This window comes from Salinivibrio sp. AR640, assembly GCF_001995405.1.
Taxonomy (GTDB): domain Bacteria; phylum Pseudomonadota; class Gammaproteobacteria; order Enterobacterales; family Vibrionaceae; genus Salinivibrio; species Salinivibrio costicola.
The window spans coordinates 317,916-343,812 of record NZ_MUFD01000001.1 but is presented as its reverse complement, the minus strand read 5'-3'; the positions used below and the strand labels follow the sequence as shown (position 1 = coordinate 343,812).

Sequence of the window (25,897 nt, the reverse complement as noted above, 5' to 3'; positions counted from 1 at the left end):
AATCAAACTAGGCGTTATTATTGTAATTAAATTACATATATGAACTTTTTGTGACTCCTGTCACCTTAAAGCTTGTAAATAAATTACCTTTGGTATATTATCTAGACATTGGCAACATCGCTTGCCAGTTGTTCATGGAGTGAACCCGAGCATTCGCCTCCAAGGAACCGAGATAAATGTGAACAACATTGGTTTAAACTTGAGAGAGGTAAAAAATGGAAGGCATGGTATCGAGCTACTACTGGAATCAGCAGTCAGTCTACACCAAAGGTTTTACGTATCCGGCTTCGTTCGGCTACCGCAAGTAAGTTTTATGATTCCCCCGCTCTTACAGAGAGATTTCTGATCCAGAAAGCAAAAGCTTTTATTCTGGCGCCACACAATGTGTGGCGTTTTTTTTATCAGTTTTTTGTCTATAAATTGTACCTGTCTAGTTATATCGACGCGCTGCCACAGAATGTTCTCTTCCTCTACCTCCTCGTCACTACTAAATGATTTTAGCGCTGGAAATTTTAGCGATCGATCGGTAAGATTTGCGCCAATTTTAAATACGCAAACGTTTTCCTTTTGGTATCTAGCGATACATCACTTTTTAGTTTGGGACAAAACCGATGTTAGAGCGTTTATTTCAACTTAAAGCCCACGGCACCGATCTTCGTACTGAAGTCATCGCCGGGTTCACCACTTTTTTAACCATGGCGTATATCATTTTCGTCAATCCCTCTATTTTGGCTGAGGCAGGCATGGATAAAGGCGCTGTCTTTGTCGCGACCTGTCTAGCGGCAGCGGTTGGCTGTCTAGTGATGGGGATTGTGGCAAACTATCCAGTCGCACAGGCGCCGGGGATGGGACTGAATGCCTTTTTTACCTACACCGTGGTTTTACAAATGGGGCACTCTTGGCAGGTTGCGCTAGCCGCCGTATTTATCTCCGGGTTATGTTTCATTTTGTTAAGTGTCTTGCGCGTGCGTGAATGGATCATTAATTCGATTCCAATGGCACTACGAACCGGTATATCAGCCGGTATCGGACTTTTTTTGGCGCTCATTGCGTTGCAAAACGCTGGGATTGTCGTTGACCACCCAGCAACATTGGTTGCGCTCGGTGATGTGACAGCCTTTGCTCCCGCCATGGCGGCACTGGGTTTCTTTCTGACCATCGGTTTGGTGCACCGAGGAATGAAAGGGGCGGTAATGATTGCCATTTTGGCGGTCACGATCATCGGTGTCATCGCCGGTGATGTGGCATACGGTGGTGTGATGTCCGCGCCGCCGAGTTTAGCGCCGACCTTTATGCAACTCGATTTTTCTGGCGCGTTTGAAGTGGGATTAGTGTCGATTGTGTTCGCATTTTTATTTGTCGATCTTTTTGATACTGCAGGAACCTTAGTGGGTGTGGCACAGCGCGCGGAACTTTTGGATAAAGATGGTAAACTACCGCGCTTAAATCGTGCATTACTGGCAGATAGTACCGCGACATCAGTCGGGGCGCTTTTAGGCACGTCAAACACAACGTCTTACATTGAGAGCGTATCAGGGGTTGCCGCTGGCGGTCGCACGGGATTGACCGCTGTGGTTGTTGGTATTCTGTTTTTACTGGCGCTCTTTTTTGCACCGTTAGCAGGTATGGTGCCTGCCTATGCGACTGCTGGCGCCTTATTTTATGTGGCCATCTTGATGATGTCAGGTTTGGTGAGCATTAATTGGCGTGATCTGACTGAGGCTGCGCCTGTTGTGGTGGTGTGTTTGCTGATGCCGCTGACTTATTCAATAGCAAGCGGTATTGGGCTTGGCTTTATTGCGTTTTGTGCCGTAAAAACCTTTGCGGGCAAAGGGCGAGAAGTTCCTGTCAGTATCTGGATTTTGGCGGGGTTGTTCTTACTCAAGTTTGTCTTCTTAGTGTAAAGCAACTTGCCCACATTGACATTAAAATAAGGCGAGAGACGCCACGAGGTTTTCACCATGAGCACTAAGTTTATTATTACCTGGGACAATATGCAGATGTACACCCGGCAATTGGCAGAAAAGTTGCTTCCCGCAGAGCAATGGCAAGGTATTATCGCCGTTACCCGCGGTGGTTTGGTCCCTGCTGCCATTCTTGCCCGTGAGCTGGGTATTCGCCATGTCGACACAGTCTGTATTTCCAGTTATGACCACGACCATCAACGCGATATGCGTGTCGTCAAGCAAGCGCCCGGTGATGGTGACGGTTTTATTGTGGTTGACGATCTCGTTGATACGGGTGGGACGGCTGAAATGGTGCGTCAACTCTACCCCAAAGCACGTTTTGTGACCGTGAGTGCGAAGCCAGCGGGCAAGTCGCTTGTTGATGACTACGTCGTTGATATTCCCCAAGATACTTGGATTGAGCAGCCTTGGGATATGGCGGTCAGCTATGTTGATCCGATTGCAAAATAAATGCCGTTGGCAACGTAAATAGCGTACCGGATTGAGCCAAAACGCCGCGTTTTCACGCGGCGTTTTTTATTCCTGTGATTAAGTGCGGAAAATCATGGTCTTGCTATGTGTATGGTTTAAACTAACATCACGTTACAAAAAAGCCTAGGAGTGGGTGTGTCCAAGAAAGAATCACAAAACCTATCGGTGACGCTTTTTGCTAAACACAAACATGCTACCGAAACATCAACACTATTTGGTGCGGTTCAACAAAGCCAGCAAGCCAATTACTCGGCATTTGATGGCGACAGCGAATCGAGTTGGTACCGTATGCGTCGTCGTGGTCAGTGGACTTGGCAAGGGGTCGATCCGGTCGAAATGGAAGCGATCTTTTCTCGTATTGCCTCTTCTGACAATACCCGTTCTGTTGATGCGTTATTGGATACGGTTGAAGGTTACCGAGCGGGTAATTGGAACTATGAGTGGACCGCGGTAGGGATGCAACACCAAAAAAAAGCCAAAGTGTTGGCGGATGAAGGAAAGGCTGAGCAGGCGAGTGAACAGTGGCTTCAGGCGTGTACTTACTTTGGTATCGCGGCTTACCCTCATCTTAAAGGGGACAACCTTGCCTTACAGGCCGAAACCTTGGCATTTAAAGCGTTTGAAAAAGCAATGTCACAACTGCCGTTTACGGTGAAGACTGTCGAAACGCAATTAGACGGTAAGACGTTAAAAGGGTATCTCTATTTACCACGTACAGACGCTACCTTACCGGTTGTGATCTTGAGTGGCAGCCTTGATAGTTTACAAACCGATCTCTGGCGCTTATTTGTCGATTACTTTGCTCCCGCCGATATCGCGGTACTGACGCTTGATATGCCATCGGTGGGCCACAGCAGCCACTGGCATTTAAACGAAGACACCAGCCGCTTGCATGCGGCGATGCTTGATAAGCTCGCTGATGTGCCATGGGCGGATCACCATCGCGTCGGCACCATGGGTATCCGTTTTGGGGCTAACCCAGCAGTACGGATGGCATTTTTAGAACCTCATCGTATCAAGGCCAGTGCGTCACTGGGGGGGATTGTGCATGCATTACTCACCGATGCGACAAGAATGAAGAAAATGCCACCCATGTACCTAGATACCTTAGGCTCTCGCATAGGACGTCGGCTGCCTATCGATACCTTGAAAACGCGCTTACAAGCGTGGTCATTAAAAAATCAAGGTCTGCTCACTGGCCGCCGCACAGACGTACCGATTCTCGCGCTAAGCTTAAAAGATGATCCTGTGTGTCCGGAGTCAGATAACCAGTTAATCGCGCGATACAGTCGTGGAGGGAAAGCCGTTACCCTCCCAAACACGCCATTACACGATGGCTATCATCGTGCACTCACAGAAACCGTCAAATGGTTTACAGACATGCTTTAAACCTATCATAAGAGGTGGTGGCCCGAATCGAAGGTGTGATCTACCGCCGAAAGCGAAGGATTGACATTCACCTGAACGTTAACCGCATGATATACCATGTACAAGGACGTTAAAGTGCCACTGGAGGACACGATGAGCGATAAAACGACGCTTTCACATGGACGATTAAAAACGCGATTTACGGCTTTGGGCCCCTATTTTCGAGAGGGGATATCGGCACCAGAACGTTACTTTTTTGATAGCCTGTCCGTATGTGTGGATGCGGAAAAAGATCCTGATGCGCGAGAATTCTGGGGATGGTGGTTTGAGTTAGCCCCCACCGAAGACGGGTTCAATTATCGCTATGGGTTTGGTCTTTATGACCACAAAGGGGATTGGGTGAATGAGTCAATTCCTCAAGAGGCGAGGGAAGCGGTAGACAAAACGCTAACTAACTTTTATACCAAGCTGTATACCTTGCTAGACCAAGAGCTCGATCTATCCTTGTCACCCAGCGCCGCGCTCACCGAGCCTAAACTGACGGGCGCCAAGTAACCGTGAATTGCCTGATCCCAGCTCTTGTTAAATGAGCAAGGGATTGATAAAAGAGACACCTAAGCTTTTGTGGATCAGGCAAGCATGACTATTCAAGACGCATTTCAAGATGGTTGCCTAGCAGCCAACATTCCCTCGCAAACTCTCGTGGTTAAATTGGGCACCAGTGTGCTTACGGGTGGCTCGACGCGCCTGGATCAAGCACATATGGTTGAGTTAGTCCGCCAATGTGCAAGGTTAAGACAACAAGGCCATCAGGTCATTATCGTCTCATCTGCAGCCATTGCAGCAGGGCGAGAGCATCTTGGTTATCCGGTATTAGCCGATACGGTTGCAAATAAGCAAATGCTTGCTGCCGTTGGCCAGTGTCGTTTGATTCAAACGTGGGAACACCTGTTTAGTTTATACGGCTTTCAGGTTGGGCAAATGTTATTAACTCGCGCCGATTTAGAACACCGAGAACGTTTTCTCAATGCCCGTGACATGCTTCATGCGTTGCTAGATAACGGTATCATCCCGATTGTGAACGAAAACGATGCGGTGGCCACCGCTGAAATAAAAGTTGGAGACAATGATAACTTGTCAGCACTGGTCGCGATTTTAGCTGATGCTGACAAGCTTTTGCTCTTAACGGATCAGCCTGGCCTCTTTACCGCCGATCCTCGCGCGAATCCTGACGCTGAATTAATTCGTGAAGTGCACACGATTGATGAAACCTTACGCAAATTAGCCGGAGGCAGTGTCGGTGGCTTGGGCACGGGAGGTATGGCGACCAAACTGCAAGCGGCGGATATTGGTCGTCGAGCCGGTGTCGAAGTCACCATAGCAGCAGGCAGTAAGCCGGAGGTGATCCAAAAAGCTGCCGCCGGTGATAATGCGGGGACACGCTTTTTACCCTTAGACAGTCCGTTAGAAAGCCGCAAGCGCTGGATTTTGGCGGGTCCTCCTCCAGCAGGCGAGATCGTGGTAGATGCCGGTGCCGCCACAGCAGTGACGCAAAACGGAAGCAGTTTGTTGAGCAAAGGGATTGTCGCTGTGAAAGGCGAGTTTGTCCGTGGCGAAGTGGCACGTATTGAATCGGTTGATGGTAAGTGTCTGGCCCGTGGGATCTGTCGTTATGCCGCACGTGATTTGCGCCGTATTGCCGGCGCACATAGCCAACAGATTACAGATATTTTAGGCTATGAGTATGGACCGGTTGCGATGCATCGTGACGATCTTGTGGTCATCGACGAATAACATCCAAGCAGAGACGAATAGAAGAGACGAATAACAGATGAGCTTACAAACGATGGGTAAGTCGGCAAAAGATGCCGCTTACCAACTGGCAATCACATCGACCGCGACGAAAAACCAGGCGTTAGCGATCATTGCCGATGAACTTGATGCACAGCAGGCGGCCATTTTAGCCGCAAACCAAATCGATCTTGCCGCCGCTCGCGAGGCACAGATGGATGCAGCGATGTTGGATAGACTCACACTGACCCCAGAACGCCTCACCAATATGGCGAAAGACGTTAGGCAAGTCATCGCATTAGCCGATCCTGTCGGTCAACAGTTCGATCATAAACTGCTCGAAAATGGCCTGTCATTATCCAAGCGACGTGAGCCTCTGGGCGTGATTGGTGTGATTTATGAAGCGCGTCCAAATGTCACCATTGATATTGCCGCATTATGCTTGAAAACCGGCAATGCTAGTATTTTACGCGGCGGCAAAGAAACGTTCGCAACCAACCAGGTGCTAGTGAATGTGATCCAAACTGGGTTAGAAAAAGCAGGCCTTCCGCTCGCGTCAGTTCAGTATATTGATAAGCCCGATCGCGCCCTCGTTTCTGAACTGCTGACCCTTGATGATTACGTCGATATGATTATTCCCCGTGGTGGGGCAGGGCTGCATAAAATGTGCAAGCAAAACAGTACCATTCCTGTCATTATCGGTGGTTTTGGTATTAGTCATCTGTATGTTGATCACAGTGCTGATCTTGATAGAGCGCCAGAGGTGATCCTCAATGCAAAAACAGATCGCCCATCAGCGTGCAATGCATTGGACACCTTGTTAGTGCATAAGGACGTAGCTGCGCAGTTGTTCTCGCGTTTAGTCACGCTGTTTAATCAACATAAGCTGAATGTTGTCGCCGCATCAAGTGCATTACCCTATCTGGATGGTGTTGAACAGCTACGTGAAGCACAAACGGGTGACTTTGATACTGAGTGGCTAGGGCCGACACTGGGTGTGGCTGTTGTTGATGACGTGGATCAGGCGCTTGCGCACATGAGGACCCATAACGCGAGTCACTCTGATGCCATACTGACTAATGATTTACAATCGGCTGAAGCCTTTATCAACGGTGCCGGATCGGCAGCGGTTTATGTCAATGCATCAACGCGTTTTACCGATGGTGCGCAGTTTGGTCTTGGCGCTGAAGTGGCGGTATCCACTCAAAAGCTCCATGCCCGCGGTCCGATGGGACTCGAAGAGCTAACGACCTATAAATGGGTTGGTAAGGCTGATTACTTATCGCGCGTATAATGGCGAAAGTTAGTCAGTCATAACCGACTAAAAAAGCCGCAAGTGCATTCACCACTTGCGGCTTTTTCTTATTTATCCGTGTACCCACTATTTACCATGTACCCACACGATAAGGCTATTTCACTTCAACGCCTTTTGCTTGCAAGTCTGCATGATAAGAGGAGCGAACAAACGGGCCACAGGCTGCATGTGTAAAGCCAAGATCTAGCGCGATTTCTTTTAATTCATCGAATTCTTCTGGTGGCACATAGCGCTCAACCGGCAAGTGGTGACGGCTTGGGGCGAGGTACTGTCCTAGCGTTAGCATTGTGACACCATGCGCACGTAAGTCTTTGAGCACCTCAACAATTTCTTCTTTGGTCTCACCGAGACCCATCATCAATCCTGACTTGGTTGGTACGTCTGGATGCATTTCGCCAAACTTTTGCAACAGATCCAGTGACCACTGATAATTAGCGCCGGGGCGCGCTTTTCGGTACAAACGCGGTGCCGTTTCAAGGTTGTGGTTGAACACATCGGGTGGATTGTCACGCAAGATATCGAGGGCTTTATCCATACGACCACGGAAGTCAGGGACCAGTGTCTCTATTTGAATATCAGGGTTAAGCGCACGGATCTCACGGGTGCAATCGACAAAATGCTGAGCGCCGCCGTCGCGGAGATCGTCACGATCCACCGAGGTGATCACCACATAACGTAGCTTCATGTCCTTGATAGTTTGTGCCAAATGCTTTGGCTCTTCACTGTCAGGGGCGACAGGGCGGCCATGGGCCACATCACAGAAAGGGCAACGACGTGTACAGATGGCGCCCAGAATCATAAAGGTTGCCGTACCGTGGCTAAAGCACTCAGCCAAGTTAGGACACGACGCTTCCTCACACACCGAGTGGAGGTTATTTTTACGCATCGCGTCTTTAATTTCTTTTATACGCGCAGTTTCAGCCGGGAGCTTGATTTTCATCCAATCAGGCTTGCGCAGCACTTCTTTTTGCTCGGTCTGCATATTTTTGACCGGGATAAGCGCCATTTTATCGGCGTCGCGGTATTTAACGCCGCGTTCCATCTGAATCGGTTTGCTCATAAATCGCTGCTTTCCGTTGTAAACTCAACCTGAGAGTAACCTAACTGTTGAGTTAAAGTGTCTACCAGCACAGGTTGGACGTCAGCGAGTGTGACGTGATCAACCTGATCGCTCAGTTGCGTCATGGCCATACCGGCATACCCACATGGGTTGATGCGCTGGAATGGTGATAAATCCATATTGATGTTTAGTGCCAATCCGTGGAATGAGCATCCGCGACGGATGCGGAGCCCAAGAGAACATATTTTTGCATCGTTAACGTAAACGCCAGGTGCATCGGGTCGCGCGTAAGCGTCGACGTGGAAGTGTGCCAGCGTGTCAACGACTAGATTTTCAATATGACTAACCAGTGCCCGCACACCGACTTTTTTTCTTTTAAGATTAATCAGGAAATAGGCAATCAGCTGACCGGGACCATGATAGGTAACTTGCCCCCCACGGTCTGATTGTACGACTGGAATGTCTCCCGGGACCAAAATATGTTCCGTTTTTCCCGCTTGCCCTTGGGTAAAAACGGGGTCATGTTCAACCAACCAGACCTCATCTTGGGTCTGTTCATCACGTGTGTCGGTGAAGTCACGCATCTGTTCCCAAACACGTGAATACGGTTGACGGCCGAGGTGTCTCACAACGAGTTGGTGCTGCAAACCCATTTCCCATATTGTTGTCAGTGGCGATATTATAGAGCCTGGCGGCGTGATTAAAAGCCGCCAGTCGTGTGGGTATTTGAATTAAAGGACCATACGGACGATATCAATATCGCTGAGTTCTTTATAAAGCGTCTCAACTTGCTCAATGGAGGTCGCTTTAATGGTAATAGACACAGAGTGATAGTTGCCTTTTGCACTCGGTTTGACGGTGGGGCTATAGTCTCCCGGCGCATGGCGTTGAATAACGCTTAACACTTGATCCGGTAGCTCGGGTTTCGCTTGGCCCACGACCTTGTAGGTAAATTGGCAAGGAAACTCCAGCAGGTCTTTTAATTTTGGTTGCTCTTGCATGTAAACTCCTAACAGTATGTCTGTTAAGACACACGTTTGTGCGATTGATCACGATTAACGCGAAATACTAATCGGCTAAGAGTCAGAAAACAAGCCGCCCACGAGGTTGGAGGGCGGCGTAAAGTGGAGGTTATCCAAGTAAGTTTTTGAACATCATCACGATGTAGTCAATGAAACGGCTAAAGATACCGCCTTTTTCGACATCGTTGAGGGCAACCAGTGGATATTCAGCGATGTCTTCATCATCAACTTGATAGAACAACTTACCGACCACGTCGCCCTGACTGATAGGTGCCTCGAGGGTTTGTTCTAAAACAAAGCTCGCTTTCAAATCGCGTGCTTTACCGCGAGGAAGAGTGACAAAGGTATCTTCGGTGACGCCCAGCGCGACTTCGTCTGTATCACCCATCCATACTTTCTCAGTGACAAAGGTTTCATTGGCCTTATGCGGTGCAACTGTTTCAAAGAAACGGAAACCATAGTTCAGCAGCTTTTTACTCTCAGCCTTACGGGCATTTGCACTCTTCGTCCCCATGACAACTGAAATAAGACGCATGTCGCCCTCAGTCGCTGACGTGACGAGGTTGTAACCGGCCCCATCAGTGTGGCCCGTTTTAATGCCATCGACATTCAGGCTTTTATCCCAGAGCAAGCCATTACGGTTGTATTGAGTAATGCCGTTGTAGGTAAAGGCTTTTTCTTTGTATATCCGATACTCTTCTGGCACATCACGAATCAGCGCTTGGCCGAGTAACGCCATATCATAGGGGGTGGTATACAAATTTTGAGAGTCTAAACCATGCACATTAGAAAAATGCGAGCTGTTCATGCCCAAGCTTTCGCCCCAGCGGTTCATCAAATCGACAAAGGCGTCTTCCGAGCCCGCAACATGTTCTGCCATCGCCACACAGGCATCATTACCGGATTGGATGATGATACCGCGGTTTAGATCGGCGGCTTTGACCGTGGTGCCGACCTCGATAAACATTTTTGACGATTCAGGGTAATTTTTTGCCCAAGCGTTTTCGCTAATGACAACATCATCGTCCATTGAAATGTTACCACGCTCGACTTCTTGGCCGATGACGTAGCTGGTCATCATTTTGGTTAAGCTGGCTGGGTTGAGGCGCTCATGAGCATTATATTCTGCCAACACTTTGCCAGAATGGTAATCCATAAGCACATATCCTTTCGCCGCAATTTGCGGTGCATCAGGGACGACAGCGGGCGCGGCTTGGACAGTCGCTGTGGTGAGCACAGCCGCGGAAAGCAGCGCGCGTATGCGAAAAACGGTTTTATTCATCATTGTTAGTACTTTTGTCGGTTATCGATGTCGATACTGTATTTGTCACTATACCAAATTGCGTAGAGAGCGACAGGCTCGATTTCTTTAACTTATTGATTATCTGTTTTGGCACTTGTTACCGATGAGTCAGTACTCACAAGTGCCTCGGTGACGATAAAGGCGCCCGGCAATTGGTGCTGTTTTGCTGTGCGCATCGCTTGTTGTGCTTGGCCACGGTCGTAAAACGGACCAAAACGTACGCGATAAACTTGGTCACGGCGCGCGATATGGGTAGGTAGACCATGGCTTTTTGCTAATTGTTCCGCGGTTTGATTGGCTTTTAAACCATCTGAAAGCGCCGCCAGTTGAACATAATAGGCATGGTGCCGGGCGGAGTGCCACTCATCTTCCTTGGGTTTTTCAGGGGAGATAAGCCGCAGTGAGACAGGCGCAGTCCCTGTTTTTAACACGTCCAACTTCTTCGCGGCGGCATAGCTAAGATCAATCACGCGTTGATTGTGAAAAGGACCGCGGTCATTGACACGTACGACCGCTTTTTTGCCATTGTTTTGGTTAGTGACTTCGACATAGCTCGGCAAGGGCAAGGTTTTGTGCGCCGCAGACATGGAGTACATATCGTAGACCTCGCCATTAGAGGTGCGATGGCCGTGAAACTTCTCTCCATACCAGGAGGCAATTCCTGCTTCTTGATACCCCTTAGGCTTACGTAAAATCTGGTATGACTGCCCGTTTAACGTGTAATCCTTATTACCCGCGAGGCTATAAGGCTCATATTTAGGGTGTGCGTCCTCAACATGAATGGTTTGTGGAACCCGATCTGGGGCTTTGTCATTATGCATATCGTAGCGCCCTTGCTGATTGCTACAGGCGCTGAATAAAAGGGAAGTAATAACAACAAGAATAGCTCGCATGTTTATGCCCTGGATAACATTTTACGGTGAGTATGAATGGACATGAGAATACCAAAACCGGCCATGAGCGTGACCATTGAGGTGCCACCATAGCTGATTAAAGGTAAGGGTACCCCAACCACAGGTAAAATACCGCTGACCATGCCAATATTGACAAAAACATAAACAAAAAAGCTCAACACAATACTGCCCGCCATCATACGGCCAAAGGCGGTTTGTGCTCGACTTGCCAACATTAACCCTCGCCCAATCAAAAACACATATAAAGCCAGTAGCACACAAACACCCACTAACCCCCATTCTTCGGCGATGACGGCAAAAATAAAATCAGTATGGCGTTCAGGGAGAAACTCGAGCTGCGATTGTGTTCCATGGAGCCAGCCTTTACCGGTTAAACCGCCCGAGCCTATCGCGATCTTAGATTGGATAATGTGATAGCCGGCACCGAGCGGATCCGATTCAGGATTAAACAAGGTAAGCACCCGTGTTCGTTGGTAATCGTGCATCAGGAAAAACCAAAGTACTGGTATAAAGCTGGCAAGCGCGACGACAGCAGCGGTGATGATTTTCCAACTGATACCGGCTAGGAACAACACGAATATGCCGGATGCGGCGATCAATATAGAGGTCCCTAAATCGGGTTGTTTGGCAATCATGAGTGTAGGGACCAACAACAAGAATAGCGCGATCAGCAAAGTAGATATTTTTGGGGGGAGGGGGTCTTTACCAATAAAGCGAGCCAGCATTAAAGGCACCGCCAATTTAATGATTTCTGAAGGCTGGAAGGTAACAAAACCCAGATCAAGCCAGCGTTGAGCCCCTTTGGCGGTTTCTCCGACGAATAATACCGCCGCTAATAACACCACGCCTACGGCGTATAAATAGGGTGACCAAAACTCATAGTGGCGAGGAGGAACTTGGGCGAGTGCAAACATGACGGCAAGTGCCAGCGTCATGCGAATGGCTTGGCGTTCCATCATCGCCAGGCTTTGCCCGCTTGCGCTATACATGACCACCAGCCCGAAGCCCATTAGTAACAAAACACCAATCAGCATGGGCAAATCGAGATGTAAGCGGTCAAACAAAGAGCGTTTGGTGCTGGCTTGAGCTAACGAACTCATTATTTTTCCTCCTCCGTCTCTTTGTCTTCCACGAGAATATGATCGAAGATACGGCGCGCGATCGGCGCACCATTGCTTGACCCGCCACCGGCATTTTCTAACACCATAGATACCGCGACTTCGGGATTTTCAAAAGGCGCGAACCCCATAAATAGCGCATGATCGCGCAGATGTTCGGCGATTTCATCGGCTTTATACTCTTCGTTTTCGCCTAGGCCAAAGACCTGAGCGGTGCCCGATTTTCCTCCCGATAGATACTCCGCGGAGCGGAAAGCACGACGCGCTGTCCCTTTACGCCCATGATTAACTAATTGCATGCCTTTTAGTCCCACATCCCAATACTTGTCCTCTACCCCTTTTATCGGTGGAAATGGCTCAGCCTTCGGTTTGTGTTCACCCGTTTCATCGCGGGTTTTCATTAATAGTTTTGGGGCTTTCACTTCGCCACGGTTAAGCAACACCGTAAGTGCTTTAACAATCTGCATGGGTGTCGCCGTCCAGTAGCCTTGTCCAATACCAACCGGAATGGTGTCACCCTTGTACCAAGGTTGCCGATAGCGGCTCATTTTCCATTCTCGGTTAGGCATATTGGCACTGCTCTCTTCATGAATATCAATGCCAGTGTAATGACCAAACCCGAATCGACCCATCCATGATGATAATTTATCAATCCCCATGTCGTAGGCGATTTGATAGAAAAACGTATCAACCGATTCTTCAATCGATTGAACAATATTAACGCGGCCATGGCCCCAGGGACGCCAGTCACGGAATGGGCGTGTGTCTGAATTAGGGATGCGCCAATAACCAGGGTCATTGCGGGTGGTCTGGGTCGTGATCACGCCTTCTTCCAACGCAGAGACAGCGATAAAAGGCTTCACCGTTGAGGCGGGGGGATAAATGCCTAGGGTCGCCCGATTCACCAGTGGGCGATCTTTATTATTGAGTAATTGCTGATACTGTTTACTCGAAATGCCGTGGACGAATAAGTTCGGATCATAGCTTGGGGTCGATACCATGGCCAATACCCCGGAGGTATCAGGATCAACCACCACCACTGCACCACGGCGATCGCCAAGAATACCGCGCACGTACAGCTGCAAATCAATATCGAGGTTGAGGATTAAGTCTTTACCGGGCTCAGGGGGAACGTATTTAAGTGTCCGGATCACACGACCTCGGCTATTCACTTCGACTTCCTGATAGCCGGCTTTTCCGTGTAACTCGGGCTCATAATATTTTTCTATCCCGAGTTTGCCAATGTCACGCGTCGCTCGGTAGTTATTGAGCACGTCTTTTTGTCGCAACTTGGCAATATCGCGATCATTAATTCTTGCGACATAACCCAGCACGTGTGTCAACGCATCGCCATATGGGTAATGACGTTTTAGATAGGCTTTGATTTCAACCCCAGTAAATTGATGCTGGTGGGCGGAAAAAATCGCGACCTCTTTGTCAGTCAGTTGTGTTTTGAGTGCCACGGCATTAAAACGGCGAGAGCGGCGACGTTCTTGTTGAAAGCGTGCAATATCTTTGTCATCCAGCGACAACAAGCGTTTAAGCTTGGCCAAGGTTGCCGACATATCATCGACTTGCTCGGGGGTCACTTCTAAATGATAAACCGGGCGGTTTTCAGCCAGCAGTTTTCCATGGCGGTCATAAATGAGGCCACGGTTAGGCGCGACAGGGACCACTTTAATACGATTATCATTCGAGCGAGTTTGGTAGTCTTGATGCTCGGTTACTTGAATATGATAAAGGTTAGTGAGCAACGCTCCAACAAGCGCCATAATACCGACAAAAGAGACAATAGCGCGGCGCACAAATAACGCAGCCTCGGTACTGTGGTCTCGGATTTCAACTCGTTGGCGCTTCATCTGTCGTTATTCTCGATGATAAGGATGGTTGGTGGTGAGACTCCAAGCGCGATACAGGCTCTCCGCCATGATGACGCGAACCAGTGGGTGGGGCAGGGTCAGAGGCGAAAGTGACCAGCTTTGCTCAGCGGCTGCTTTACAGTCGGGGGCCAATCCTTCTGGGCCACCAATTAAAATGGCGACATCGCGCCCATCCAGTTTCCACTTTTCGAGTTGACTGGCTAATTGCGGCGTATTCCAAGGCTTGCCGGGAATATCTAAGGTAACGATACGACTACCACGATTCACCGCAGCGAGCATGGCTTCGCCTTCTTTTTGTAAAATGCGGGCAATGTCTGCATTTTTACCGCGTTTACCGGCAGGCACTTCAACCAGCTCAAGTGGCATGTCTTTTGGAAAGCGGCGCTGATACTCATCAAAGCCTTGTTGTACCCACTTGGGCATTTTATTGCCGACTGCAATCAACTGGATTTTCATGGATTAATTCCAGAGTTTTTCCAGTTGATAAAGTTGGCGTTGTTCTTCTTGCATGACGTGAACCATGACGTCGCCTAAATCGACAACGACCCACTCACTGTCATCTTTGCCTTCTGTTCCCATGGCGCCAATATCAGCCGCTTGGGCTTGCTCACAAACGTGCTCGGCAATTGAAGCCACATGGCGACGTGAATTGCCTGTACAAAGCACTAAAAAGTCAGTAATGCAGGATTTATCTCGTACGTCTAGCGTCACGATATCGCTGGCTTTTAACTCATCGACTTTGTCGGCGACAAACTGTTTTAATTCGGTAGCTTGCAAAGAGAACCTCGATGTATGTGCTGATTGTATTCAGTGGCAGTATATCACTTGGCAGCCCTTTGGACACGCTAGGGCGCCAGAGGTTCGGCGGGTTGGCACATAAGTGCACAAAAATAGTGCAGATTAGGCCAAGGGTCACTGCCAAAATCGGTTTTTAACTGTATCTCTAACTCAGCGAGCTGGTGCAGTAATGAGGCGAGACGCAGTTTGTTTAGCCGATTGAGTGCTGCGGTGATCATGGGTCTGCGCGCTTGCCAAACACGCAACTGATCGAATAGCACGTTGAGTGGTCGCCCTTGTTGCCCTTGCTCTTGGATTGTATAGAGTTGTTTGAGTTCTTTTTGGATCAAACGTAGTAACAAGGTGGGCTCTTCGCCTTCGGCATGCAGTTGTTCGATAATACGCTGCGCGCGATTAGCCTTACCGGCAAGTAGCGCATCGGTCAGTTGGAAAGGGGTGAAGTGATGATGCCGCGACAACGCACTCTCAATCCGAGGTAAGGTAAGGGCACCATCGGGATAAAGTAAGTGGAGGATTTGTAAACTTTGCACCAGCGCGAGTAAGTTGCCTTCATGCCATTGGGCAAGCAACTGCAGCGCGGGTTGATCGGGTTGTAGCCCGAGATGGCGGCAGCGCTGTTCAATAAAACGGGGCAAGTGACGTGCATCTGGAGTTTGGCAAACCACATACAAGGCTTGCTTTGCCAACGTGGTAAACCACTTGGCACTTTCTTGCTTTTTATTGAGCCGCTCGCCTTGAACGAGCAAGAGAATATCAGGATGGAGATAGCTGGCAAGCTCGGTCAGTTGCTTGGCTTGGGCGCTGCTCAGGCCATTTTCAGGACAGGTCAATTCAATAATCTGCCGAGAAGAAAACAAACTGAGGGCTTGGCAGCAGTCAAACACTTCTTGCCAATCTAATTGCCCATCAATCATAAACTTATGATGCTCTTCAAAGCCTTGTGAGCGTGCCGCGTGGCAAATGGCATCACGAGACTCGAGCTTTAACAAAGGATCGGTGCCAAAGACTAAGTAAGTTTGACGCAGTGGCTGATTAAGCTGCTGCGCCAATTGTTCTGGATAGGCTCTCATCATTGCGCGGGCTGTGTTTCAGTTTGACGCGTTTCGATGATCACATTGGGCTCAGTGGGCGCCTCTCCCTGTTCGAGTTGCTCTAATGCCGCTTGTTCTGCTTGCTGACGCTCAAATGCGGCGATATCCCCTTTCAGTTGAGACAGTTGACGCATAATTTGACGGGTCGCCTCGGTACGCATTTCTGCGACTAACTTATTTTGCTCGACTGACTTGGCCAACGCGGTCAGTGGGTTATCGAGAAAGTTACGGCTCAAGGTCGTGTTGTAGGTGTAGCTACCTTTCCCCGGCACGGTGACACGATAACGTGCAACATAGCGAAACTCTTTCTCTGCCACTCGGCTGTTTTGATAGAGCGACAAAGTTTGTGCACTATCACTTTCGCTAAGCAACTCGATATTCGCCACGTCGTCAGAGGGTGACACCATCTGAACGTTATGTTGACGCAAAGCGTTGCGCATTTGGCGAGTCAGCTCCCCATAGGGGTCAAAACTCGTCAATGACACTTTGTCTACCTCATCGGGCAAATTATAGCTGCCACGCAAGGCAAACCCGCAAGAGGCGATGGTCAGTGAGACCATCGCGACGAGCAGGGAGCGAAGCACAGTGTTAAACAGATCCACTCCATCGCTCCTTGTTAGTTAGCAACAATATTAACCAGTTTCCCTGGTACATAAATGACTTTGCGAACCGTTTTACCGTCGGTAAATTTGACCACGTTTTCGTCTGACATGGCTTGTGCTTCAACGGCTTCTTTCTCGGCGTCGGCGGCCACGGTGATCTTGGCACGTAGCTTACCGTTCACTTGCACAATGATTAGCTTTTCCTCCTCGACCAAGGCCGCTTTATCGGCTTGCGGCCAATCGGCACTGTCGATATCGGTTTCGCCCAGGGCCTGCCAAAGCGTAAAGCAGATGTGCGGGGTGATGGGATATAGCATCAATACCACGGCTTTGAGTGCTTCGTCTAACACAGCACGGTCTTGTTCATTGTCCTGTGGCGCTTTAACCAAGCGATTCATCAGCTCCATGATCGCGGCAATGGCGGTATTGAACGTCTGACGACGGCCCATGTCATCACTGACTTTGGCGATGGCTTTGTGCACATCACGGCGCAAGGCTTTTTGATCATTATTGAGCGTATCGACTGCCAGCGCAGTAATGTCGCCTTTGTGGGTATGCTCATAGACCAGCTTCCAAACACGGCGTAAGAAACGGTGTGAACCTTCCACGCCAGACTCTTGCCATTCCAACGTCATGTCCGCCGGTGCGGCAAACATCATAAAGAGACGCATGGTATCGGCACCGTATTTTTCCACCATTAATTGGGGATCAATGCCGTTGTTCTTCGACTTTGACATCTTAGTCATGCCAGCGTGAGAAACCGCATTGCCTTCGCTATCGACCGCATGAATAATTTGCCCTTTGGTGTCCCGCTCAACGGTCACATCAGTCGGCGAGACCCAAACACGTACCCCTTTTTCGTCGGTGTAATAAAATGCATCGGCGAGCACCATACCCTGACAGAGTAACTGCTTGAATGGCTCGTCGCTATCGACCATATTTTCATCGCGCAATAGTTTATGGAAAAAGCGCGAATACAACAGGTGCATACAAGCGTGCTCAATGCCACCTATATACTGATCGACCGGTAGCCAATAATTGGCGGCGCTTGGGTCGAGCATTTGATCCGCTTGCGGTGAGCAATAACGTGCGTAGTACCACGACGACTCCATAAAGGTATCGAAAGTGTCGGTTTCACGCAGCGCTGGCTTACCTTGATATTGCGTTTGTGCCCATTGCTTGTCAGCTTTGATAGGGCTTTGTACACCATCCATCACCACATCTTCTGGCAGGATGACGGGCAGCTGCTCAGCTGGGACGGGCACGACCTCACCGTCTTCGGTATTCAGCATCGGAATTGGTGCACCCCAATAACGCTGACGAGAGACGCCCCAATCACGTAAACGGAAATTAACCGTTTTCTTGCCTTTACCTAGCGATTCAAGCTTGCTCGCAATCGCATCGAAGGCCGCGTTAAAATCTAACCCGTCAAACTCACCCGAGTTAAACAGCTTACCTTTTTCGGTATACGCTTGCTCTGACAAATCGGGCGCATGGCCGTTTTCATCGAGGATCACCGGCTCGATATCCAGCGCGTACTTATGAGCAAATTCGAAGTCGCGTTGGTCGTGAGCAGGCACCGCCATCACGGCGCCAGTGCCGTAATCCATCAATACAAAGTTAGCGACAAAGATAGGGACACGACGCCCGTTCAATGGGTGCGTGGCATACAAACCGGTCGCCATGCCTTTTTTCTCCATGGTCGCCAGCTCGGCTTCGGCAACTTTGGTGTTACGGCACTCTTGTACGAATTCAGCGAGGGCAGGGTTGTCTTTGGCTGCAGCCTCCGCGAGGGGGTGACCGGCGGCAATCCCCACGTAAGTGACGCCCATCAGCGTATCTGGACGCGTGGTGTAGACGTCGAGTGCGGGGTGATCGCCTTCAACATCAAACGTCAGCTCAACACCTTCTGAGCGACCAATCCAGTTACGCTGCATGGTTTTTACCATGTCTGGCCAGCCGTCCAGTTTGTCGATGTCTTGCAGCAGCTCTTCTGCGTAATCGGTGATTTTAATAAACCACTGCGGGATTTCTTTTTGCTCAACCGGCGTATCGCAGCGCCAGCAGCAACCTTCGTGAACTTGCTCATTGGCGAGCACGGTCTGATCGTTGGGACACCAGTTCACTGATGAGGTCTTTTTATAAACCAGCCCCTTGTTGTAGAGCGTGGTAAAGAAGCCTTGCTCCCAGCGGTAGTAATCGGGACTACAGGTGGCGACTTCACGGCTCCAGTCGTAGCCAAAGCCCAGCATTTTTAGCTGGCCTTTCATGTAATCAATGTTTTCGTAAGTCCAAGGCGCGGGCGCGGTTTTGTTTTTGATCGCAGCGCCTTCGGCAGGAAGGCCAAACGCATCCCAACCAATCGGCTGCATGACATTCTTGCCTTGCAGTCGCTGATAACGGGAAATGACATCACCGATGGTGTAGTTACGGACATGCCCCATGTGCAGTCGGCCACTTGGGTAAGGAAACATAGAAAGACAGTAGAATTTTTCTTTGTTAGGGTCTTCATGGACCACAAAGGTTTTATTGTCATCCCAATGGGCTTGAACTTTTTGTTCAATATCTTGCGGGCTATATTGTTCTTGCATCGATGGCTTCCGAGATTCTGTGAGAAAGGTAAAACCTGAAAGAGAAATATCAGCATAGAATAACGAAAGGCAGAGACCGCAACAACACTTGAATCAGGACAGGACCATGAATAAAGAGAAAGAACCCCAACAAAGTATCATCGAGCGGGTAAAAGAGGCGTTAGAAAACAGCCCCGAGGCACTGTCTCATTGGGTGACCTTGTCTGATCAATACCTCAAAGCCGCGGCCGATCTGACCAAAGATGAATGGGCCTTGATCGAAGCATACTTTAAACGTGATGTGAAAGCGTTCGGTGAACAGTACGATAAATCTCAAACCGAAGAGATTGATAGTCAGGTGTTTAACGATCTGATTGCTAACTCGATTTGGGAGCAATTGGCAGAGATCACCGACCGTACGCAGCTAGAGTGGCGTGAAGTGTTCGATGATCTTCAGCATCATGGCGTTTATGAAGCGGGTGAAATTGTCGGACTGGGCGTGTTGCAATGTGAACAGTGCCATCATCAAACGCGGCACAGCCGGGTCGATGTGATTGCACCGTGTACGCAATGTGGTCATCGCTACTTTTCTCGCCGCCCTTACCCGGTGTAAGCCAAGTTTTAGAGCTTGGCTTTTGCATTTGGTTTTAAAGCGCGGGTCGGTCTATCCGTGGCCAAAGGTGCCTAAGAGGCGTCGTCGCGACCTTCAAAGCGCTGGCGTTCTTCTTTTTCGACTTGAGAAAGCCGTGGCAGCTTTAGGCCTTGTGATTGCCCCATCCAACGGGCAAAGACAATATTACAAGCAAATGCAGCGGTGACGAAGACGAGCTCTGCAGCAGCCATCCACCGTTCGCCTTCATCGACATAGAGAATGGTAAGGGCGTGTAAAAAATAGAACATCAAAATAAAGTTGGCCCATGCATGGGTAAACGCTTTGCCTTTGATGATCCCAGGTAAAGGGAGCAGTAAAGGGATTGTCCAGCCAATGGTCACCGCCCATGCATTCAAGTGAGGATGGGGCGATAAGTAAGCATGCCACGCGACCACCCAAGCAATGAGGCCAAGGTTACTCAGCAAAGACAATTTGCGCATGAAGGCGAGCCGAGGATCTGTCACGATTCTGTCCTTTTATCTTAGGTGGTGGTAAAAAGTGTGGGCAAAACGCGCTAAGCGTTGGCCTAATGTTTTTGCGATTTGCTTTTCGTCGGCCATTAAAGGGTGATGTGGCTCCGCAACACTGGATGCACCGTAAGGGGAACCGCCGCCTTCCGTTGTATGAAGCGCACGCTCGCTGTGTGGAACACCGACTAACATCATACCATGATGAAGTAAGGGGATGGTCATCGTGAGCAGCGTGGTTTCTTGGCCACCATGAAGCATTGATCCGGCGCCAAAGACCGCGGCGGGTTTATCAATTAAGGCACCCGATAACCATTCGCCACTGGTACTATCGATAAATTGCTTCAATGGCGCGGCCATGTTGCCAAAACGTACCGGACTGCCGAGCGCGAGGCCATGGCAATCTAATAGATCCTGACGGGTGACAAAGGGATCGTTTGGCGAGACGTCCGGTATTTTGCCATCGGCATAAGCAGGCAGCTCGGGCACCGTTCGTAACACCGCCTCAACGCCTTGCGCTTCAATACCGCGTGCAACTTGTTGAGCAAGCTTACGTGTATTACCTGAACGGCTGTAATAAAGCACGAGAACTTGTGTCATTGAACGAATACCAATACATTTTCGGGTGGGCGGCCGATGACCGCTTTGTCGCCTTGAACGGCAATGGGACGTTCAATCAGTTTTGGGTGATTAACCATTGCCTCCAACAATTGCGCTTCTTCCACCGAAGCATCGCCCAAATTGGCTGCCTTGTAATCCGCTTCTTTGGTGCGCATCATGTCGCGAAATGATGCCATGCCCAGCTGTCGCTTTAACTCACGGAGCGTATCGGCAGATAATGGCGTCTCTAAATATTTAACGATTGTCGGCGTGACGCCCTTTGACTCAAGCAGCTTGAGGGTTTCTCGACTTTTTGAGCAACGTGGATTGTGGTACAGAGTAATGGGGCTCACAACATCTATCCTTTTTAAGTTGAGTTAACGATCACTGAGCGCTTTAAAGCGTGCCTGCTGATGGCGTAATTGATCGATACGCGCATCATAACGTGCTTGTGCCAAGCTGCCTAACTCAGCCAGTTGAGCGGCTTGGGTGTAGTTACGAATGGCTTTGCTCCATTGACCGCGCAGCGCGTAACGCTCTCCTTGAGCAGCTAATTCACCGTCACGGTGTGTGCCAGTGCTTTCGTACGCTTGTTGTAACAAAAACCATCCGTTGCTGTCATCGGCATGCTGGTGGGTGTAGCGCTCTAATGCCTTGATCGCTTCACCGCCACGCTTGGCTTTTACCAAGGTGTAAGCGTGATTAAGCAACAATACGCGATTGTTAGGCTGCTGGTTCAAGGCTTGATTCAGGCGGGATAAGGCGCTGTCATACTGCTTTTCGCCAATCTCTAAGTCGGTCATCGCGTCAATATAAAAACGATTATTGGGTTGAGCTTTAATGAGGGGCGCCAGCTTCTCACGCGCTTGTTGATAGCGCCTTGCATCAATATCCAACAGCGCCATGCCGTAATCAAGGCTATGTTTTTCCGCTGGCGATGCTGCTTTATGACGCCGTTCAAACCAGTCCATGGCGGAGCGATCAGCGATACCGCTATATCGTGCAACGATACGCGCTCGTGCGAGTTGGTAATCGGGAGAGTCGGGCACGCTTTTTTGAGGATACTGACGCGCCCGCGCGCGTGAATCTGTGATCCGAGACGCGGGTAATGGGTGAGTGCTGAAATACTCCGGCATTTGACTGGCGTAGCGGTACTCATCGGCTAACCGAGAGAAAAAGCGTGGCATCGCCTCAACATCGAAATCCGCGCGAGCGAGGGTTTCAATTCCGACGCGGTCGGCCTCTTCTTCGTTACGGCGGGTAAAGTTTATTTGGCTTTGCATACTCCCCGCCGTTGCTGCATGAGCTGCGGCAATCCCTGCTTCAGGCGCTGCAATCGCGAGCATTAAAGAGCCGACTAAAGCGGCAACCGTTAGCGGCGAGGTTTGTGCCTGCGCTTCCATGCTGCGCGCAAGGTGGCGTTGGGTTACGTGCGCGATTTCGTGCGCCATCACAGATGCCAGTTCGCTTTCTGTCTTGGCATGCAGGAAAAGCCCAGAATGCATGGCTACATACCCGCCAAAAAAGGCAAACGCATTGATCGCTTGATTATCAATCAAAATAAATTGGAAGGGCGTGCGGACATCGTTGGCGTTCGCCACCAACCGATGCCCGAGGGCGTTAACATATTCACTGAGTAAAGGATCATCAATAATGGGTTTGCTGGCTCGTAGCATTCGCATATAAGCATCACCAAACTCTTTTTCTTTTGCCACCGACAGCGTACTCGCGGCAGCGGTGCCAATGTTAGGCAAGTCACTTTGATATGACTCGACGTTTGCTGACACAGGCGCACTGACCAGTGTCCCTGCAAGCGCATAGGCGACGAGGCGGCGAGCCGTTTTTCCTTTCCAAGAGCAAGATGCACGTGGCGGCATAAGTGTCATTACCTTTTAAAATACGCAAGTGTACTTAAGTACAGACCGATAAAACCTGTCTGGGTTTCGTTGGCGTTCTATCTAATGTCCATTACAATACCAACGATAATACCGACCGGTGAGACAGAATGGAATGTCAAACTCTTGATTTACGAGCACATGTTTGCCCAATGGCCCTGCTACTCGCCAAGCGTGCAGCAGCGTCGTTGCGTGCCGGCGAGCAGTTAGTGATTTTACTGGGCGATCAAGGCGCGAAAAACGATATTCCAACCTACTTTACTCGTGAAGGATTTACCATTGCTTGGTTAGATACGCCAGCCTCGCGTTTACACGTCACAAAACAATAACGAGCCTGATATGTTTGAATTGCTACATCGCTGGTATCGGCGACGCTTTTCCGACCCACATGCGGTCAGCCTAGTGCTGATTCTTTTGGTCGGTTTTGTCACCATCTATTTTTTCGGCAACTTATTGGCGCCTTTACTCGTGGCCATTGTCATGGCGTATTTACTCGATTGGCCAGTCAATCGTCTTAGTCGACTGGGGCTGCCTCGCACGTTATCGGTTTTGGTGGTGATCGCCTTGTTTGCCAGCTTCACATTCATGGCGTTGTTTGGCTTGGTACCGACGATTTGGAATCAAGGGATAAGCCTGGTGGCCGATGTGCCGAACATGTTTAATAACATGCAGATGCTGATGATGAGCTTACCCGAGCGCTATCCAGGATTAATTAATCCGCATATGGTGAACACACTGGTCGATGCCTTGCAGTTTAAAGTCCTCAACATCGGGGAAACCTTGGTAAGGGGATCGTTATCATCGCTGGTGAACATCGTGGCGCTAGCGGTCTATTTGATTTTGGTCCCGCTCTTGGTTTTCTTCTTACTGAAAGATAAAACGCAAATGTTGGCGATGTTTAAAGGATTATTGCCGCGTAATCGCCGCCTTGCCTCTCGGGTTGGTCATGAGATGAACCAACAGATATCGAATTACATTCGCGGGAAAGTGACCGAGATTATTATTGTTGGTATCACCAGCTATCTGACTTTCATGTTACTCGATCTCCGCTATGCCGTGTTGCTAAGTGTCGCCACCGGCTTTTCTGTCCTTGTCCCCTATATCGGGGCGGCCATTGTGACGGTGCCGATAGCGATCGTGGCCCTTTTCCAATGGGGACTTGAGCCCGGGTTTTGGTATGTGATGATTGCTTACGGCGTGATTCAAACCCTTGACGGTAACGTCCTTGTGCCGGTGCTTTTCTCGGAAGCGGTCAATTTACACCCGGTGGCACTCATCATAGCCGTACTGGTTTTCGGTGGACTCTGGGGCTTTTGGGGGGTATTTTTTGCCATTCCATTGGCGACGTTAGTGAAAGCGGTATGGCAAGCATTACCTGAAATTGAGCTCGATGATGATCCAAAAAAGACGTAGAGTGATCCATCTTGTTTTCAGGCTCCTAAATAAAGGAGCTGAGCGGCACGAGCACAGGCTTTACCGTGATCAGTTTGGCCCACAGAAGTAGTAATGAAAAACAGGGTTGGCATGGTACAAAACAGGCAAGAACATACGCATTTAGAGGGGTTCCGCGTCGCTGTGATCGGTGGCGGCGTGGCGGGCACGACAGCGGCCATGCGACTGGCTGAACGTGGTATTGATACCCAAGTGTTTGAAGCGGGAACCGGGCTAGTCAGTGGCCCACCTATCTGTCATCTTCATGCGGGCGGCAATTTGTATCGAGAAATCTCGCTCGATCAGTGCTTAACCTTACTGGACCAGTCCGTTGCGACCGTACGCATGTATCCGCACTCTGTGAATCGCCGCCCAACGGTGTTGGCGGTGCCAGAGCAAGACCCAGGATCGTTAGACAGTGTGATTGCACGATTGGAAACCTTGCGCGAGCGTTATGCGCAATTGGTCGAGCTTGATAGCGCCAACAAAGTGATGGGCGAACCTGCTGATTATTTCCGCCTGTATCAGCAATCAGACCTTGAAGCGCTGAAAGCAAAAGATTATCGCAGTATAACCGATTCGGCTGATCAGTGGATGTGGCCGGTTGCGCAGTCGCTGGACCTAAGTGCGATGAAGTATCCGTTGGTATTGGTGCAAGAATACGGGCTGAGTGTATTTCGCCTCGCCGCTGAAGCGCAATTAACGCTTGCCGACGTGCCGCATTGCCAACTCAACTTTAATCATAAGGTCGTGGATACACAGCAGACAGCGTCGGGTTGGCAAGTGACGTATCAAGATAAGGCAGGCCAATCGCACACCACTGAGGTTGACTATCTGATTAATGCGGCGGGATTTCGCACCGGGACCATTGACGATATGGCGGGCTTCGGGCGTCAGCGTCTGGTTGAGTACAAGGCAGCGTACGTCGCCCACTGGACGTCGACGGCGTACCAATGGCCAGAAATTATTGTTCATGGCCAGCGAGGCACGCCACAAGGTATGGCACAACTGACGCCTTATCCTGATGGTTTCTTTCAACTGCACGGCATGACGCAAGACGTGACCCTCTTTGAACGTGGCTTGGTGAAAAGCTCAGTGCAATCGGCGCAACCGAATGTCGACGCGCGCTATGTTAAAAACATCGATCAAGGTTGGGACTGGGATCAAGTGTGCCAGCGCACGGACCGGGCCATCGAACATTTTGCTCAATGGCTGCCTGAGTTTAAGCAGGCCGAAGTCGGAGGAAAACCCTTGTGTGGCGCGCAACAAATCCCCGGTGAGGATCCGTCGCTGAGGGCGTCGGATGTGTCTTTCGATGGTGAGCGCTACGCGCGGATGGAAATCGTGAAAGCCTCCTCGGCGCTGACGGCGATAAACAAAGTCCTGACGCAATTTGAAGATGCCGGCTGGATTTCGCCAACCTCTCATTACGTCATGACGCGCCCGTCGACCGCTAAGATTATCAGCGCTGCGTGTGAATTTGCGGTACAGCGTGGTTATCCAGAAGCATTGGCAAAGCCTGTGGGCTGAGTGAACCCATGGTCATCGTTTGAAAAAAGCGCACGATTCATCGTGCGCTTTT

At 49.9% G+C, this 25,897-nt stretch carries 26 protein-coding genes; 10 read left to right on the top strand and 16 right to left on the bottom strand.

Annotated elements, in window-relative coordinates:
• The first annotated feature begins 611 nt into the window (after positions 1–611).
• From BZG75_RS01585 to BZG75_RS01560, 6 genes are all read left to right on the top strand, one after another.
• A complete protein-coding gene (locus tag BZG75_RS01585; protein WP_021024131.1) occupies positions 612–1,904 on the top strand; it encodes an NCS2 family permease in 1,293 nt (430 codons plus the stop codon).
• A 57-nt stretch (positions 1,905–1,961) separates the two neighbouring features.
• Positions 1,962–2,417, top strand: coding sequence for a xanthine phosphoribosyltransferase (gene gpt / locus BZG75_RS01580; protein ID WP_025744451.1), 456 nt, complete (start codon positions 1,962–1,964; stop codon positions 2,415–2,417).
• A gap of 156 nt (positions 2,418–2,573) precedes the next feature.
• Positions 2,574–3,827: an esterase FrsA gene (gene frsA, locus BZG75_RS01575; RefSeq protein WP_077461624.1), complete on the top strand. Its 1,254-nt coding sequence runs from the start codon at positions 2,574–2,576 to the stop codon at positions 3,825–3,827.
• 132 nt (positions 3,828–3,959) lie between these two features.
• Positions 3,960–4,361 (top strand): sigma factor-binding protein Crl, encoded by a 402-nt coding sequence (gene crl / locus BZG75_RS01570; protein ID WP_077461623.1) that lies wholly within the window; start codon positions 3,960–3,962, stop codon positions 4,359–4,361.
• Positions 4,362–4,445: 84 nt separating this feature from the next.
• Positions 4,446–5,600, top strand: a complete 1,155-nt coding sequence (gene proB / locus BZG75_RS01565) for a glutamate 5-kinase (protein WP_077575956.1) — start codon at positions 4,446–4,448, stop codon at positions 5,598–5,600.
• A gap of 37 nt (positions 5,601–5,637) precedes the next feature.
• Positions 5,638–6,891 (top strand): glutamate-5-semialdehyde dehydrogenase, encoded by a 1,254-nt coding sequence (locus BZG75_RS01560; protein ID WP_077575955.1) that lies wholly within the window; start codon positions 5,638–5,640, stop codon positions 6,889–6,891.
• A gap of 115 nt (positions 6,892–7,006) precedes the next feature.
• Here BZG75_RS01560 and lipA read toward each other — a convergent pair whose 3' ends face one another.
• The 12 genes from lipA to leuS form a co-directional block, all read right to left on the bottom strand.
• Complete coding sequence (lipA, locus tag BZG75_RS01555) at positions 7,007–7,972, bottom strand: lipoyl synthase (RefSeq protein ID WP_077575954.1); 966 nt, start codon at positions 7,970–7,972, stop codon at positions 7,007–7,009.
• Positions 7,969–8,625 carry a lipoyl(octanoyl) transferase LipB gene (lipB, locus tag BZG75_RS01550; RefSeq protein ID WP_037367580.1) on the bottom strand — a complete coding sequence of 219 codons (657 nt, stop codon included), beginning with the start codon at positions 8,623–8,625 and terminating at the stop codon, positions 7,969–7,971. Before lipB ends, lipA begins: the two co-directional genes overlap by 4 nt.
• A gap of 78 nt (positions 8,626–8,703) precedes the next feature.
• A complete protein-coding gene (gene ybeD / locus BZG75_RS01545; RefSeq protein WP_077575953.1) occupies positions 8,704–8,973 on the bottom strand; it encodes a DUF493 family protein YbeD in 270 nt (89 codons plus the stop codon).
• 130 nt (positions 8,974–9,103) lie between these two features.
• Entirely contained in the window at positions 9,104–10,276 is a 1,173-nt protein-coding gene (locus BZG75_RS01540; RefSeq protein ID WP_025744457.1) for a serine hydrolase, read from the bottom strand.
• 92 nt (positions 10,277–10,368) lie between these two features.
• Positions 10,369–11,190 carry a septal ring lytic transglycosylase RlpA family protein gene (locus BZG75_RS01535; protein ID WP_077461619.1) on the bottom strand — a complete coding sequence of 274 codons (822 nt, stop codon included), beginning with the start codon at positions 11,188–11,190 and terminating at the stop codon, positions 10,369–10,371.
• 2 nt (positions 11,191–11,192) lie between these two features.
• Complete coding sequence (rodA, locus tag BZG75_RS01530; RefSeq protein WP_077461618.1) at positions 11,193–12,311, bottom strand: rod shape-determining protein RodA; 1,119 nt, start codon at positions 12,309–12,311, stop codon at positions 11,193–11,195.
• Entirely contained in the window at positions 12,311–14,188 is a 1,878-nt protein-coding gene (gene mrdA, locus BZG75_RS01525) for a penicillin-binding protein 2 (protein ID WP_077575952.1), read from the bottom strand. Before mrdA ends, rodA begins: the two co-directional genes overlap by 1 nt.
• A 6-nt stretch (positions 14,189–14,194) precedes the next feature.
• Positions 14,195–14,665 (bottom strand): 23S rRNA (pseudouridine(1915)-N(3))-methyltransferase RlmH, encoded by a 471-nt coding sequence (rlmH, locus tag BZG75_RS01520; protein ID WP_025744459.1) that lies wholly within the window; start codon positions 14,663–14,665, stop codon positions 14,195–14,197.
• Between the two features lie 3 nt (positions 14,666–14,668).
• The gene (gene rsfS, locus BZG75_RS01515) at positions 14,669–14,986 is read right to left on the bottom strand and encodes a ribosome silencing factor (protein WP_077461616.1); all 318 of its coding nucleotides are present in this window, start codon (positions 14,984–14,986) and stop codon (positions 14,669–14,671) included.
• Positions 14,987–15,054: 68 nt separating this feature from the next.
• Complete coding sequence (holA, locus tag BZG75_RS01510) at positions 15,055–16,077, bottom strand: DNA polymerase III subunit delta (RefSeq protein ID WP_077575951.1); 1,023 nt, start codon at positions 16,075–16,077, stop codon at positions 15,055–15,057.
• Entirely contained in the window at positions 16,077–16,700 is a 624-nt protein-coding gene (locus tag BZG75_RS01505) for an LPS-assembly lipoprotein LptE (protein WP_077575950.1), read from the bottom strand. The genes holA and BZG75_RS01505 overlap by 1 nt, the downstream gene beginning before the upstream one ends.
• A 14-nt stretch (positions 16,701–16,714) precedes the next feature.
• A complete protein-coding gene (gene leuS / locus BZG75_RS01500) occupies positions 16,715–19,291 on the bottom strand; it encodes a leucine--tRNA ligase (RefSeq protein WP_077575949.1) in 2,577 nt (858 codons plus the stop codon).
• Between the two features lie 106 nt (positions 19,292–19,397).
• Here leuS and BZG75_RS01495 point away from each other — a divergent pair, with 106 nt between their 5' ends.
• Complete coding sequence (locus BZG75_RS01495) at positions 19,398–19,883, top strand: zinc ribbon-containing protein (RefSeq protein ID WP_077461613.1); 486 nt, start codon at positions 19,398–19,400, stop codon at positions 19,881–19,883.
• Positions 19,884–19,954: 71 nt separating this feature from the next.
• Here BZG75_RS01495 and BZG75_RS01490 read toward each other — a convergent pair whose 3' ends face one another.
• Genes BZG75_RS01490 through BZG75_RS01475 form a run of 4 tightly spaced genes read right to left on the bottom strand, consistent with a single transcriptional unit; the run spans position 19,955 to position 22,866 of the window.
• Entirely contained in the window at positions 19,955–20,362 is a 408-nt protein-coding gene (locus BZG75_RS01490; RefSeq protein ID WP_051503281.1) for a DUF2069 domain-containing protein, read from the bottom strand.
• Between the two features lie 36 nt (positions 20,363–20,398).
• Positions 20,399–20,989: an NAD(P)H:quinone oxidoreductase gene (wrbA, locus tag BZG75_RS01485; protein WP_025744464.1), complete on the bottom strand. Its 591-nt coding sequence runs from the start codon at positions 20,987–20,989 to the stop codon at positions 20,399–20,401.
• On the bottom strand, positions 20,986–21,342 hold the full coding sequence (gene arsC / locus BZG75_RS01480; protein WP_077461612.1) for an arsenate reductase (glutaredoxin): 357 nt from the start codon (positions 21,340–21,342) through the stop codon (positions 20,986–20,988). The genes wrbA and arsC overlap by 4 nt, the downstream gene beginning before the upstream one ends.
• Before the next feature lie 24 nt (positions 21,343–21,366).
• The gene (locus BZG75_RS01475; RefSeq protein ID WP_025744466.1) at positions 21,367–22,866 is read right to left on the bottom strand and encodes a beta-barrel assembly-enhancing protease; all 1,500 of its coding nucleotides are present in this window, start codon (positions 22,864–22,866) and stop codon (positions 21,367–21,369) included.
• Positions 22,867–22,994: 128 nt separating this feature from the next.
• Here BZG75_RS01475 and BZG75_RS01470 point away from each other — a divergent pair, with 128 nt between their 5' ends.
• From BZG75_RS01470 to BZG75_RS01460, 3 genes are all read left to right on the top strand, one after another.
• Positions 22,995–23,213, top strand: coding sequence for a sulfurtransferase TusA family protein (locus tag BZG75_RS01470; RefSeq protein WP_025744467.1), 219 nt, complete (start codon positions 22,995–22,997; stop codon positions 23,211–23,213).
• A gap of 10 nt (positions 23,214–23,223) precedes the next feature.
• Positions 23,224–24,297 (top strand): AI-2E family transporter, encoded by a 1,074-nt coding sequence (locus BZG75_RS01465; protein ID WP_077575948.1) that lies wholly within the window; start codon positions 23,224–23,226, stop codon positions 24,295–24,297.
• A gap of 93 nt (positions 24,298–24,390) precedes the next feature.
• Complete coding sequence (locus tag BZG75_RS01460; protein ID WP_077575947.1) at positions 24,391–25,845, top strand: FAD-dependent oxidoreductase; 1,455 nt, start codon at positions 24,391–24,393, stop codon at positions 25,843–25,845.
• Positions 25,846–25,897 lie beyond the last annotated feature (52 nt).